The 14,412-nt window shown below is 56.9% G+C and carries 7 protein-coding genes and 1 pseudogene; all 8 read left to right on the top strand.

Annotation, left to right across the window (positions count from 1 at the left end; genetic code table 11):
* Positions 1-4: 4 nt before the first annotated feature.
* The 8 genes and pseudogenes from JOE29_RS01045 (at position 5) to JOE29_RS01010 (ending at position 14,403) form a co-directional block, all read left to right on the top strand.
* Positions 5-3,157, top strand: coding sequence for a CusA/CzcA family heavy metal efflux RND transporter (locus tag JOE29_RS01045; RefSeq protein ID WP_210078721.1), 3,153 nt, complete (start codon positions 5-7; stop codon positions 3,155-3,157).
* Positions 3,158-3,592: 435 nt separating this feature from the next.
* Positions 3,593-6,493, top strand: coding sequence for a type VI secretion system Vgr family protein (locus tag JOE29_RS01040; RefSeq protein WP_210078720.1), 2,901 nt, complete (start codon positions 3,593-3,595; stop codon positions 6,491-6,493).
* A gap of 158 nt (positions 6,494-6,651) precedes the next feature.
* Positions 6,652-8,529, top strand: coding sequence for a phospholipase D-like domain-containing protein (locus JOE29_RS01035; protein WP_210078719.1), 1,878 nt, complete (start codon positions 6,652-6,654; stop codon positions 8,527-8,529).
* Complete coding sequence (locus JOE29_RS01030) at positions 8,529-9,584, top strand: DUF6396 domain-containing protein (protein WP_065088146.1); 1,056 nt, start codon at positions 8,529-8,531, stop codon at positions 9,582-9,584. The genes JOE29_RS01035 and JOE29_RS01030 overlap by 1 nt, the downstream gene beginning before the upstream one ends.
* 136 nt (positions 9,585-9,720) lie before the next feature.
* Positions 9,721-10,776 carry a DUF6396 domain-containing protein gene (locus tag JOE29_RS01025; RefSeq protein WP_210078718.1) on the top strand — a complete coding sequence of 352 codons (1,056 nt, stop codon included), beginning with the start codon at positions 9,721-9,723 and terminating at the stop codon, positions 10,774-10,776.
* A gap of 136 nt (positions 10,777-10,912) precedes the next feature.
* On the top strand, positions 10,913-11,968 hold the full coding sequence (locus JOE29_RS01020) for a DUF6396 domain-containing protein (protein WP_210078717.1): 1,056 nt from the start codon (positions 10,913-10,915) through the stop codon (positions 11,966-11,968).
* A gap of 129 nt (positions 11,969-12,097) precedes the next feature.
* Positions 12,098-13,348, top strand: a pseudogene (locus tag JOE29_RS01015) (phospholipase D-like domain-containing protein); the annotation flags it as partial.
* Positions 13,348-14,403: a DUF6396 domain-containing protein gene (locus JOE29_RS01010; protein WP_210078716.1), complete on the top strand. Its 1,056-nt coding sequence runs from the start codon at positions 13,348-13,350 to the stop codon at positions 14,401-14,403. The pseudogene JOE29_RS01015 and the gene JOE29_RS01010, both read left to right, overlap by 1 nt.
* Positions 14,404-14,412 lie beyond the last annotated feature (9 nt).

Raw genomic sequence — 14,412 nt, 5'->3', positions numbered from 1 at the left:
CCACATGTTTGAACGGTTGATTCAATTCGCGATTGAACAGCGCATCGTCGTGATGCTCGCTGTGCTGCTCATGGCTGGGCTGGGCATCGCCAGTTACCAGAAACTGCCCATCGATGCGGTCCCCGACATCACCAACGTACAGGTGCAGATCAACACCTCCGCGCCCGGCTTCTCGCCGCTGGAAACCGAGCAGCGCATCACCTTCGCCATCGAGACCAACATGGCGGGCCTGCCCGGTTTGCAACAGACGCGCTCGCTGTCGCGCTCGGGCCTGTCCCAGGTCACGGTGATTTTCGAGGACGGCACCGACCTGTTCTTCGCCCGCCAACTGGTGAACGAGCGCCTGCAGATCGCCAAGGACCAGTTGCCGGAAGGCGTCGATGCGATGATGGGGCCGATCTCCACCGGCCTCGGCGAGATCTTCCTGTGGACAGTCGAGGCCCGCGAGGGCGCGCTGAAGGAGGACGGCACGCCGTACACGTCGACCGACCTGCGGGTGATTCAGGACTGGATCATCAAGCCGCAACTGCGCAACGTGCCAGGCGTGGCCGAGATCAACACCATCGGCGGTTTCGCCAGGCAGTACCAGATTGCGCCTGATCCGAAAAAACTGGCCGCCTACAAGCTGACGCTCAACGATCTGGTGGCAGCGCTGGAGCGCAACAACGCCAACGTCGGCGCAGGCTATATAGAACGCGGCGGCGAGCAGTTACTGATTCGCGCACCGGGTCAGTTGGGCACGGTGGACGACATCGCCAACATTGTCATCGCCAATGTGCAGGGCACGCCGATCAGAATCAGCAGCGTGGCCGAGGTCGGCATCGGCAAGGAAATGCGCTCCGGCGCAGCCACCGAAAATGGCCGTGAAGTGGTGCTCGGCACCGTGTTCATGCTGATCGGTGAAAACAGCCGGACCGTCTCGCAGGCGGTGGCCGCCAAACTCGCCGAGATCAACCGCACACTGCCTGCAGGTGTGGAAGCGGTAACGGTTTATGACCGCACCACGCTGGTGGAAAAAGCCATCGCGACGGTCAAGAAGAACCTGATCGAAGGCGCGATTCTGGTCATCGTGATTCTGTTTCTGTTCCTCGGCAACATCCGCGCTGCGCTGATCACCGCCATGGTGATTCCGCTGGCCATGCTGTTCACCTTCACCGGCATGTTCACCAACAAGGTCAGCGCCAACCTGATGAGCCTGGGCGCGCTGGACTTCGGCATCATTGTCGATGGCGCGGTGGTGATCGTCGAAAACGCAATCCGCAGGCTGGCGCATGCCCAGCAAAAGCACGGTCGCATGCTGACCCGCAGCGAGCGTTTCCATGAGGTCTTCGCCGCCGCCAGAGAAGCGCGTCGGCCGCTGATTTTCGGTCAGTTGATCATCATGGTCGTGTACCTGCCGATCTTCGCCCTCACCGGTGTGGAAGGCAAAATGTTCCACCCGATGGCCTTCACCGTGGTCATCGCCCTGCTCGGCGCCATGATTCTTTCGGTGACCTTCGTGCCTGCCGCCATCGCCATGTTCGTGACCGGCAAGGTCAAGGAAGAAGAAGGCTTCGTGATGCGCACCGCTCGCCAGCGCTACGCGCCGATCCTGAGCTGGGTACTGGGCCATCGCTCGATAGCGTTCGGCATGGCCTTGGTGCTGATCGTGCTGTCCGGCTTCACCGCCAGCCGCATGGGCAGCGAGTTCATCCCCAGCCTGAGCGAAGGCGACTTCGCCCTGCAGGCGCTGCGGGTGCCCGGCACCAGCCTGACCCAGTCGGTGGACATGCAGCAGCGTCTGGAAAAAGCCATCATCGAAAAAGTCCCGGAAGTGCAGCGCGTGTTCGCACGCACCGGCACCGCCGAGATCGCCGCCGACCCGATGCCACCCAACATCTCCGACAGCTACGTGATGCTCAAACCGCAAAGCGAATGGCCTGACCCGGACAAGTCTCGCGAAACACTGATCGCCGACCTGCAAAAAGCCGCCGCCAGTGTGCCGGGCAGCAACTACGAACTGTCCCAGCCGATCCAGTTGCGCTTCAACGAACTGGTTTCCGGCGTGCGCAGCGATGTGGCAGTAAAGGTCTTCGGCGACGACATGAACGTGCTGAACCAGACCGCCGCAAAAATCGCCGCCACCCTGCAAAAAGTGCCGGGCGCCTCGGAAGTCAAAGTCGAGCAGACCACCGGGCTGCCGGTGCTGACCATTAACATCGACCGCGACAAGGCCGCGCGTTATGGCCTCAACGTGGCCGACGTGCAGGACGCCATCGCCATTGCACTGGGCGGCCGTCAGGCGGGCACGCTGTATGAGGGCGACCGCCGATTCGACATGGTGGTGCGCCTCTCCGAGCAACTGCGCACCGACGTGGACGGGCTCTCCAGCCTGCTCATTCCGGTGCCCGCAAGCGCTGGCAACCAACAGATCAGCTTCATCGCCCTGTCCCAGGTCGCCAGTCTCGACCTGGTACTCGGCCCGAACCAGATCAGCCGCGAGAACGGCAAACGCGTGGTCATCGTCAGCGCCAACGTGCGCGGCCGCGACCTCGGCTCGTTTGTCGAAGAAGCGGGCACCACCATCGACAACGGCGTGCAGATCCCGGCCGGCTACTGGACCAGTTGGGGCGGGCAATTCGAACAACTGCAATCGGCCGCCAAACGCCTGCAGATCGTCGTGCCGGTGGCGCTGCTGCTGGTACTGGCGCTGCTGTTCATGATGTTCAACAACCTCAAGGACGGCCTGCTGGTCTTCACCGGCATCCCGTTCGCCCTGACCGGCGGCGTCATGGCCCTGTGGCTGCGCGACATTCCACTGTCGATCTCCGCAGGCGTGGGCTTCATCGCCCTGTCGGGTGTGGCGGTGCTGAACGGTCTGGTGATGATCGCCTTCATCCGCAGCCTGCGCGAACAAGGCCACTCGCTGCACGACGCCATCAACGAAGGCGCCCTCACCCGCCTGCGCCCGGTGCTGATGACTGCACTGGTCGCCTCCCTCGGCTTCATCCCCATGGCCCTCGCCACCGGGACTGGCGCCGAAGTACAGCGACCGCTGGCGACGGTGGTGATCGGCGGGATTCTGTCGTCGACGGCGCTGACGTTGCTGGTGTTGCCGGCGTTGTATCAGTGGGCGCATCGGCGGGAGGATGAGGAGGCGGTTGAGGCGTTGAAATAGGTTTTTAAGTAAAAATTGCGCTGATCCAGCTGATGTTACCGTCAACTGGCCCAGCGCAGTCGGCACTGTCTGTAGCCAAAGTCTTACTCCATTTCCAGAAACGCAGCACACTTGCTGGCGAACGATTCAGGTAGACACCGCAGCTTTGAGCAATGATATTTCGAACCATGAAACACGTTACTAACTAGTTGCCAAATGTGTTGAAATGCAGCCTTATCACCCAGCGCAGCGCGCGTTGCGCCGAAGATACTTAAGATCGTGAATTTCCTGCCACTGTGGGAACTCACTCCCCGGATCGGCAACTAACAGCGCAGTTGCTCGCGCATTGGCGGCAAACAGGATCGACGCTGAACGTTGTGTGTTTTTCAATTCGCCGCACGAAATGGCCATTTGAAAAACAGGACGTACAGTTTGCGCAAGTAAAGGAGTTACACAATGGACCTGACCTTTGGCACCCCTCTCAGCCAGAGCGGACGCCTGCTGCAACTCACCACCCCGCTGGGCGAGCATCAGCTCCAGGCGCTGCGCATGCATGGGGTCGAGCGCATCGGCCGCGTGCCCCGCTACACCCTTGACGTGGTGGTGCAGGACACCGAATACGATCCTGAAAAACTTATCGGCCAGCCGGTCAGCCTGGCCATCCTCTGCGATGACGGTTCTCCCGCGCAGCGTCATGGCCTGGTCGAGAGCGTGCGCTATCTGGGCAATGACGGTGGTCTGCACGACTGGCAACTGGTCTTCGCGCCCTGGTTCAGCCTGCTCGAATACCGCCTGGACTGCCGTATCTGGCAGGACAAGAACCTGCCGGCGATCCTTGAAGCCGTTTTCTCACTTTATGAACAGGCCAAGGGCAACTACCGCCTGGACCTGCGTCGTGAATACGCCCCGCTGTCCTACGTTACCCAGTTCAATGAAAGTGACGCCAACTTCGTGCAGCGCTGGTGCGAGCAGGAAGGTCTTTTCTGGTACGTCGAGCACACGGCGGACAAGCATTGCATCGTCTTTACCGATACCGTCGATACCCTCCCCGCGTTGGCGCTCCAGAGCATTCGGTTTCACACTCAGAACGCCACCGAGAAACAGGACGGCATTACCCAGTGGAGCAGCGGTTCGCAGTTGCTCAGTGGCAAGCTGCATTGGCGCAGTGTCGATTACCTGGCCCACGGCCAGCCACGCGAAACCGTGATGCCGGCCTTGCAGGCCGCTTCGGCCCCGCAGGCGCTGGAGCGGTACGAGTATCAAGGCCAGTACGGCTGGCAGAAGCAGGACCGCGGCGAATGGCTGAGTCGCGTACAGATCGAGCAGCGTGAATCGCAGGCTCGTCGTATTCAGGGTCAAAGTGGTGTGCGGCAAATGGAAGCCGGACGCTGGTTTGAACTGACCCAGCATCCGCTGTACGAGCGCAAGGCGGCTGAAGAGCGCCAGTTTCTGCTGATCGAAGTCGAGATGTTCGCCGAAAGCAACCTGCCGCTGGCCAAGGAACGTCGCGAAGTGCCGGGCAGTCTGGCGGCGCTGTTCAGATCAGTCCGTCCTGAGCCATCAGGGCTTGGCGTCGTGAACAAGGTAGCGGACAACTTGGGCGTCGGCAGCCACGGCTTCTTCCTCAACCGCTTCGAAGGCCAGTTGCACAGCGTGCCGTTTCGCAGCCCGTCGGAGCATTTCAAACCCAAGAGCCTCGGCCAACAGACCGCCGTGGTCGTCACGCCCAGCGGTCATGAGGTGTTTACCGACACGCTGAATCGGGTATGCGTACGCTTCCACTGGGACCGCCTGTCTCAAGAGGGCGAACTGGGTTCCTGCTGGCTGCGCATGATGCAACCGAGCAGCGGCCCGGACTGGGGCAGTGTGCACGTGCCGCGTGCCGGTGAAGAGGTGGTCATCACCTTCCTGGATAACGACATCGACCGGCCGCTGGTCATGGGCCAGGTCTACGGCGGTCACAAACCTGCCTGGCACTCCAGCGGTTTGATGGCCGGCTACAAGAGCAAGGAAGTCGGCGGCGGCGGTTTCAACCAGTGGGTGATGGATGACTCCACTGGTCAGGTTCGTACCCAGATCCACAGCAGTCACGGCCACACCCAGCTCAACCTCGGTTACCTGATCGACCAGCGCGGCAACAACCGCGGTGGTCTGCGTGGTACCGGGTTCGAACTGCGCACCGATGCTTACGGTGCCCTGCGCGCCCAGCAGGGTCTTTACCTCAGCACCTGGAAACGCAGCGGTGCCCAGGGCGCACAGATCGATGCCAGCGAAGCGCAGCAGCAACTGAAAAACAGCGAGCAACGCGTCAAGACCCTGTCCGACACCGCGCAACAGCACAATGCCCTGCCCATGCAGGAAGGCCTGGACAGCCTGACCCAGCTCAACAGCGATGCCGACGTGACTTACGGCAGCGATGACGGCGCCCCGAGCCAAGGGCCCGGCGAGCAACAACGCAACGGCGGCGACACCGCCTGGGCAATCCGCAGCGGCGGACGCGGCAAAACACCGGGCTACCAGCAGCCATTGCTGATCGCCTCCTCCCCTGCCGACATCGCCACCGCCACGCCGAAAAGCACCCACCTGCACAGCGGCAAGCACCTGACCCTGAGCACCGGTGAAGACGTCAGCATCGCCAGCGGCAAATCCCTGCTGGCCAGCGTCGCGCAAAGCATCAGCCTGTTTGCCCAGAATGCGGGAGCGAAGCTGTTTGTGGCCAAGGGCAAGATCGAGCTGCAGGCGCAAAGTGATGCGATGGAGCTGACCGCGCAGCAAGGGGTGAAAATCACCTCGACCGCTGCCGGAATAGAAATCGCTGCTCAGGACGGCATATTGCTTACCAGCGGTGGTGGCTACATCCGCATCAAGGACGGCAACATCGAGATTCACGCGCCGGGGACGATTGATGTCAAAGGGGCGAAGAAGACGTTTAGCGGGCCAGCACAGCTTAATCGCGACCACCCTGCCTGGCCCGAGTCCTCTGTGACCCAAGCGCTTACCTTTTATGCAGGGCAAACCAACGCCGGAAGCTCCAGTGCGTGGGCTGGTATGCCTTACACAGTGCGTGACGGGGCATCAGTCGTCAAAAAGGGCGTCATGGATAAAACCGGGGCAATTGGCATTGATCACCACCCCACAACCAGCAGATACACGCTCGAACTGGCTAATGGCGTGAGTTACGACATTCCGGTCGGCGGGCAGTACCAAGGCGAGCAAAGCAATGCCGAATTCGCCAACAGCGGATTTCATCGCCATAGCAACCAAACGGGTTCAACGAACGCTCGGGCAGGAACTGAGAGTAAGTTCCGGGCCCTGTACACCTCGCTGAACAATCCAGAGTCAGAATCGGAAACGTGAACAATGGGGACACCTAGCCCAGCCAGGAACAGGTTTGCAACCGGCACGGTTACTGTTGACCGTGCAGAACGGCCATGGTTTGTGCAATCAACTGTCAGCCATCCAGCTTGCCATCCCGGTCAGGCAGCGTGTCAGAACCTATAAGGAACGGAACTCCCATGGAATCGCCACTCCCCAGCCTCTCCAACATAACAGTGCCTGTCGCACTCTCGCACACCAACAGCGCCAGGATTGTCCAGCGCTGGTTCGTCGAGAACAGTGAATTCAGCCCGATTCCGGCCACCTATAGACCGCTGGTCAACGGTGAAGAAGCATTCAGGGCTGTCTTTGAGGCGATTGCAAAAGCCGAGAAATCCGTCGAAATCATCTGCTGGGGCTTCCAGCCTTCCATGTACTTCATCCGCGACGGATCCCACCCCTGCATTGGCGAACTGCTCAGGATCAAGGCTGCCAACGGTGTGAAGGTGCGCATACTGGGCTGGGAAATGCCCTTCAACTCCGCAGGCATGGCAGGCGAAGGCAACCTGCCGGGCAAGGGCTCGCTTCGACTGAATTCTCGAGCCATGCAAAGCTCGACCAAGGATCAGTTCAAGTACGACCGCGAATGGTTCTCTGAATACGCGGTGTCCGATGGCAAGGCGGCTGAGCGAGTCAATGGTAAATCCCCGGTGTTCGTGAGTCGTGGCTTCAGCGCCAATGAAAGGCTAGAGATTAAGCACTGGGTGAAGTATGAAGCGCTCGATCCCAATATCAGCGTGGGCATGCAACTCGTCCTGAGCGCCAGCGCCTCGCACCACCAGAAAAGTGTACTGGTCGACTACGAACTGCCCAGCGCGGTCGGCTTTGTCATGGGTCACAATTCGCTGGACGAGTATTGGGACACCGATCAACACTCGGCACTGAACCGTGAAGAAGGCACCAAGCCTGCGCCCTATCTAGGCTCGCGCGGCTCTACGCCACGCCAGGACATCTCGTGCATGTTGTCCGGGCCGATCCTCCACGATGTGCACCAGAACTTTGCCATCGCCTGGCGCAAGGAAACCGGCGAGGACCTGCTCGCCTGCCGCGATTGCGATCCGACCTCCAATCGTCTCCAGTTCCAGAACGGCACGCGGTTGATGATGCAAGTGTTGCGCACCCAGGCTCAGGTGGGCCAGCCCAAAACCAACCGCAAGCACAAGGATGACGTGGGCGACCATGAAAAACCCGTTCGAGACATCCAGAGCGGTTACATGGTGGCTGCCAACAACGTCACCCAGTTCATCTACATCGAAAACCAGTACTTCCGCTGGCCGCCGCTGGCCGAACTGATCAAAAAATCGGCAGTCACTCAGACATCCAAGGGGCGTGATCCGGCATTGCATGGCTCCATTTATATGTTCGTGATCACCAATGACACCAAGGAAGCGATGGGGCTGGGCACAGTCAAGACCCAGGAAATGCTCGCCAGCCTGGGTCGGGCAGAAACCATTCCGGCCATCACCAAGCTGCGAATGATCAAGGAGATGAAACGTGAAGCTCCGGTCAGGCCACAGCCAGACGGGCCAAATGATCGGGCCGGGCAGAGAAAGCTGGACGAATGGCAAGCGGAGATAGACCGGAAGACCAAGGAGATTGAAACAAGAAAACTGGTCAGCCAGGAAGTGCCCGGCTTGAAAATTCATGTCTGCTCACTGGTTGCATCCAACTCGCCCGCAGGCCAGCCCTGGATGCCAGTCTACATCCACTCAAAACTGATGATCGTCGATGATGTTTACACAACACAGGGTTCGGCCAACATCAACACACGCAGCATGATGGTCGATAGCGAACTTAACATTTGCCATGAGCATACGAATATTACACAACAGTTGCGGCGTCGATTGTGGAATCTGCATACGAATAATTTAGGGGCGCAGGATGAGCCTGAAGTTGCGTTTATGGCATGGAGTACCATTGTTATTGAAAACCAAGACCGCAGAGACAGCAACCTAGCGCCCAGCGCCTCACTTGTTGAGTTTTATTACGACGAAACCAAAATGGCGGACTTAGACTGATGCGCCTTACTTTATTTATATCAAGCCTGCTGCTGGTAGCCTGCAGTTCTGGATACGCCATTACTTCACGGACAAAGGACACCCCATTGAACCAACTGAGCGAAGTAAAGACCAAACTGGCATTTAACTGTGCGCACGAAAAGATACCTGATCCTTCGGCCGAAACAAGCGTACTATTTGATTACGCACGCTGGCTGCAAAAAAATAACCAGCTCAGGCAGGACAAGACTATAGATGTCGAGATTGAGCGACTTTACCGCATCGCCGCTGAAAACAATAATTACAAAGCCAACATTAACCTGCAGAATGGTGCCATGCGCGACCAGTTCCAGTTAACAAGCGAAGAACGGCTACGCCTCAGCCAGCAATTGATAGATGCGAATGTGGCCTCTGGTTATTATATGATTGCCATCTATCTTCAAAAAGGTACAGCGGGACTGCAAAAAGATGAAGACATTTCACTGCGTTACTTCCGCAAGGCAGCAGATGAAGGAAGTGCACAAGCCCAAACCTATGTAGCTAAGAAACTCGCCCCCATAGATATTGCGCCAGAAGTAGCCAGACAGATGCGTAGTTGTGCAGCAGAGCAAGGTAATGGGGACGCAGCTACAGCGCTAGGCGTTAACCTAAAAACCGCGAAACAGTATAGAGCAGCTCTTGAGGCTTTCCAACTTGGAGTAGCGGCAGGTAATGAAACAGCAGCATTTTTTTTAGAAAATGGTTTTCAAGGACAAACAGTGGATAACCCCTTGTACTTCATAGATCAGAAGGAAGACTTGGAGCGTGTAGTTCGCTATAAGAAAATTGCGAAATTGCTGGGAAACTGGTCTTACGCCAATCCAAAAGTACCCGAAATCAACGAAATCGTCCCCCTGCCCCCAGCCAAGCTTCCCGCCTGGGATGGCAAGCTGAAATGGGTTGAAGAACGTGAGGCCAACATTCCGCCGCCCAAGCCTTCTGAAGCGCTGATTGAGCAACTGGCCAAGGCCATGGTGCTTGATCCTAAAACAGGCAAGCCGTTGCCAGGCTCTCCGGTCTACAGCAAGGAAGACTGATCACAGATCCATGTGCCAAGCAGGGATTTACATGTGTCGACCGTGATCGGCACATGCAAATCTCTGCCCAAACTCAAACCCGACGCGCGCTCGTTGAACCTTATTATCGCGACGCTACTATGACGGACCATGACTGATGCGCTTGACTTTGTTGCTTTCGATCCTGCTGTTGGCCGCCTGCAGCTCCGGCAATGCCCTTACCTCACGGACGAAGGACGCGCCGCTGAACCAGTTGAGCGAAGTCAACGCCAAGCTGGCATTTACCTGCGTACACGAGAAAATCCCGGCTCCTTCGGCAGAAACGGACGTGCTGTTCAAGTACGCCCGTTGGTTGCAGAAAAACAATCAGATCCAGCAGGATGAAACGGTCGATATCGAGATCGGAAGACTGTATCGCATCGCGGCAGAAAACAACCATTACAAGGCCAACGTCAATCTGCAGAACGGCGCCATGCGTGGTCAGTTTAAGCTCGCTGGGGGGGAACGACTACGCCTTAGCCAGCAGTTGATAGATGCACATGTGGCTTCGGGTTATTACATGATCGCCATTTACCTTCAGAAGGGTGCGGCTGGGCTGCAACAAGATGAAGATATGTCCCTGCGTTACTTCCGTAAAGCAGCAGATGAGGGAAGTGCGCAAGCGCAAGCTTACGTGGCTGAAAAGCTTGCGCCCATTGACATTGCACCAGGCATTGCAAGACAAATGCGTCGTTGTGCTGCGGAACAGGGAGACGGCAAAGCGGCTCGCGCATTGGGTGTTCATCTGTCAACAGCCAAGCAATATAGGGCTGCGCTTGAAGCTTTTCAGCTTGGCGTAGCAGCAGGTGATGAAACCGCAGCCTCTTTTTTGAGCAAGGGGTTTAACGGCCCTAAACCGGACAATGGCATGTATTACTTAGGCCAAGACGAAGACTTGGAACGGGTAAAGCGTTACAAGCAGATTAGTGATGTACTGGGTAACTGGTCCTACGCTAACCCAAGCGTCCCTGAAATCAACGAAATCGTCCCCCTGCCGCCAGCCAAACTCCCAGCCTGGGATGGCAAGCTGAAATGGGTTGAAGAGCGTGAAGCCAACATCCCGCCGCCCAAGCCTTCTGAAGCGCTGATTGAGCAACTGGCCAAGGCCATGGTGCTTGACCCTAAAACGGGCAAGCCGTTGCCAGGCTCCCCGGTCTACAGTAAGGAAGATTGATCACAGATCCATGTGCCAAGCAGAGATTTACATGTGTCGACAGTGATCGGCACATGCAAATCTCTGCCCAAACTCAAACCCGACGCGCGCTCGTTGAACCTTATTATCACGACGCTAATATGACGGACCATGACTGATGCGCCTGACTTTGTTGCTTTCGATCCTGCTGTTGGCCGCCTGCAGCTCCGGCAATGCTCTTACCTCACGGACGAAGGACGCGCCGCTGAGTCAGTTGAGCGAAGTCAACGCCAAGCTGGCATTTACCTGCGTACACGAGAAAATCCCGGCCCCTTCGGCAGAAACGGACGTGCTGTTCAAGTACGCCCGTTGGTTGCAGGAAAACAATCAGATCCAGCAGGATGAAACGGTCGATATCGAGATCGGAAGACTGTATCGCATCGCGGCAGAAAACAACCATTACAAGGCCAACGTCAATCTGCAGAACGGCGCCATGCGTGGTCAGTTTAAGCTCGCTGGGGGGGAACGACTACGCCTTAGCCAGCAGTTGATAGATGCACATGTGGCTTCGGGTTATTACATGATCGCCATTTACCTTCAGAAGGGTGCGGCTGGGCTGCAACAAGATGAAGATATGTCCCTGCGTTACTTCCGTAAAGCAGCAGATGAGGGAAGTGCGCAAGCGCAAGCATACGTTGCCGAAAAACTCGCGCCCACTGATATTGCACCGGATATTGCAAGACAAATGCGTCGCTGTGCTGCCGAGCAAGGTAACGGCAAAGCAGCCGGAGCATTAGGTGTACATTTGAAAACGGCTAAACAATATCAGGCCGCTCTTGAAGCTTTTCAGTTAGGAGTCGCAGCAGGTGACGAGAGCTCAGCGTCTTTTTTAGAGAATGGTTTTCGCGGCCCTAAGTCAGATGATCGCTTGTATTATATAGGCCAGACAGAGGACCTTGAACGAGCACAACGTTACAAGCAAATTGGCAAGGTATTGGGTAACTTATCCTACGCCAACCCAAGCGTCCCAGAAATCAACGAAATCGTTCCCCTGCCACCAGCCAAACTCCCCGCCTGGGATGGCAAGCTGAAATGGGTTGAAGAGCGTGAAGCCAACATCCCGCCGCCTAAGCCCTCTGAAGCGCTGATTGAGCAACTAGCCAAGGCCATGGTGCTTGACCCTAAAACGGGCAGGCCATTGCCGGGCTCTCCCGTTTACAGCAAGGAAGACTGATCACATATCCATGTTTCAGGCAAGGTTTCACATATGCCGACAGTGGTCGGCATATGCAAACCTGTGAGCCCCGTCTTCTCGGTATGGAAACCAGATTATGCGTTTGCTAGACCTGATATTTGCCTCGTAATGAGCGCCAGCGCCTCGCACCACCAGAAAAGTGTACTGGTCGACTATGAACTGCCCAGCGCGGTCGGCTTTGTCATGGGTCACAATTCGCTGGACGAGTATTGGGACACCGATCAACACTCGGCACTGAACCGTGAAGAAGGCACCAAGCCTGCGCCCTATCTAGGCTCGCGCGGCTCTACGCCACGCCAGGACATCTCGTGCATGTTGTCCGGGCCGATCCTCCATGATGTGCACCAGAACTTTGCCATCGCCTGGCGCAAGGAAACCGGCGAGGACCTGCTCGCCTGCCGCGATTGCGATCCGACCTCCAATCGTCTCCAGTTCCAGAACGGCACGCGGTTGATGATGCAAGTGTTGCGCACCCAGGCTCAGGTGGGCCAGCCCAAAACTAACCGCAAGCACAAGGATGACGTGGGCGACCATGAAAAACCCGTTCGAGACATCCAGAGCGGTTACATGGTGGCTGCCAACAACGTCACCCAGTTCATCTACATCGAGAACCAGTACTTCCGCTGGCCGCCGCTGGCCGATCACCTCAAGACCTTGGCAGGGAAATACTTCGAGGCAGGCCGCAAGGAGCCCCTCTATCTTTTTGTCGTCACCAATGACACCAAGGACGGGGTCGGCATGGGCACGGCCAAGACCCAGGAAATGCTCGCCAGCCTGGGTCGGGCAGAAACCATTCCGGCCATCACCAAGCTGCGAATGATCAAGGAGATGAAAAGTGAAGCCCCGGTCAGACCTCGGCCAGATGGCCCAAATGATCGGGCCGAGCAGAGAAAGCTGGACGAATGGCAAGCGGAGATGGACCGGAAAACCAAGGAGATTGAAACTTCCAACTTGGTAGCCAAGGAAGTGCCAGGCTTGAAGATTCATGTTTGCTCACTGGTCGCGCGCGATTTGCAAGATGGCCAGCCCTGGATGCCGGTCTACATCCACTCCAAACTGATGATCGTCGATGACGTCTACACCACACACGGCTCGGCCAACATCAACACTCGAAGCATGATGGTGGATAGTGAACTGAACATCTGCCACGAGCATCCAGAGTTTAGTCAGCCTTTGCGGCGACGGTTGTGGGATCTGCATACAATGGGGATTGGAGTGCAGGATGAGCCTGGGGACGCCTTCAGAGCTTGGGGTGAAATCATCAAACGGAATAAAGATTTTCGAAATGACAAAGTTAAACCCGAAGCCCCTTTAGTTGAATTTCATTACGCCGAAACCTCCATGACGGACCTTGACTGATGCGCCTGACTCTTTTGCTCTCAAGCCTGCTACTGGTCACCTGTAGCTCTGGAAACGCCATTAATTTACGGACAAAGGACGCTCCCTTGGATCAGCTAAGCGAAGTCAAAGCCAAACTGGCCTTCACCTGCGTACACGAGAAAATCCCGTCCCCTTCGTCGGAAACGGACGTACTGTTTCAGTATGCGCGCTGGCTGCAGAAAAATAACCAGATCCAGCAGGATGAAACGGTCGACGTAGAGATAGGGAGACTGTATCGCATCGCGGCAGAAAACAACCACTACAAGGCCAATGTCAACCTGCAGAACGGTGCTATGCGTGGCCAGTTCAAGCTCACTGGAGGGGAAAGATTAAGACTTAGCCAACAGCTGATAGATGCGCATGTGGCTTCGGGGTATTACATGATCGCCATCTATCTTCAAAAGGGCGCGGCGGGTCTGCAACAAGACGAGGATATGTCCCTGCGATACTTTCGCAAAGCGGCAGATGAAGGAAGCGCGCAAGCGCAATCCTACGTGGCTGAAAAGCTCGCCCCCATTGACATTGCACCGGACATAGCACGTCAGATGCGCAGTTGTGCAGCCTCACAAGGTAATGGTGATGCAGCTCTGGCGTTGGGTATTAACTTATCAACCGCTAAGGAGTATCGAGTCGCTCTTGAGTCATTTCAGCTGGGCGTAGCTGCAGGTAACGAATTTGCAGCTTCTTTCTTAGGAAAAGGTTTTCGCGGCCCTAAGCCAGATAATCGTATGTATTATCTAGGTCAAGAAGAAGACTTGGAACGTGCGGATCGTTATAAAAAGATTAGCGACATATTGGGCAACTGGTCTTACGCCAATCCAAAAGTACCCGAAATCAACGAAATCGTTCCCTTGCCACCAGCCAAACTCCCCGCCTGGGATGGCAAGCTGAAATGGGTTGAAGAGCGTGAAGCCAACATCCCGCCGCCTAAGCCCTCTGAAGCGCTGATTGAGCAACTAGCCAAGGCCATGGTGCTTGACCCTAAAACGGGCAAGCCGTTGCCAGGCTCCCCGGTCTACAGTAAGGAAGATTGATCACAGATC

Origin of the sequence: Pseudomonas sp. PvP009, from assembly GCF_017832995.1 — a bacterium.
In the GTDB taxonomy this organism is placed as follows: domain Bacteria; phylum Pseudomonadota; class Gammaproteobacteria; order Pseudomonadales; family Pseudomonadaceae; genus Aquipseudomonas; species Aquipseudomonas syringae.
The sequence above is the reverse complement of the archived record's forward strand: the minus strand, read 5'-3'. Positions and strand labels throughout refer to the sequence as shown.

Coding starts and splice junctions, on each gene's coding strand:
- JOE29_RS01040 (WP_210078720.1), top strand. CDS start 3,593: ATGGACCTGACCTTTGGCACCCCTCTCAGCCAGAGCGGACGCCTGCTG.
- JOE29_RS01020 (WP_210078717.1), top strand. CDS start 10,913: ATGCGCCTGACTTTGTTGCTTTCGATCCTGCTGTTGGCCGCCTGCAGC.
- JOE29_RS01035 (WP_210078719.1), top strand. CDS start 6,652: ATGGAATCGCCACTCCCCAGCCTCTCCAACATAACAGTGCCTGTCGCA.
- JOE29_RS01025 (WP_210078718.1), top strand. CDS start 9,721: ATGCGCTTGACTTTGTTGCTTTCGATCCTGCTGTTGGCCGCCTGCAGC.
- JOE29_RS01045 (WP_210078721.1), top strand. CDS start 5: ATGTTTGAACGGTTGATTCAATTCGCGATTGAACAGCGCATCGTCGTG.
- JOE29_RS01010 (WP_210078716.1), top strand. CDS start 13,348: ATGCGCCTGACTCTTTTGCTCTCAAGCCTGCTACTGGTCACCTGTAGC.
- JOE29_RS01030 (WP_065088146.1), top strand. CDS start 8,529: ATGCGCCTTACTTTATTTATATCAAGCCTGCTGCTGGTAGCCTGCAGT.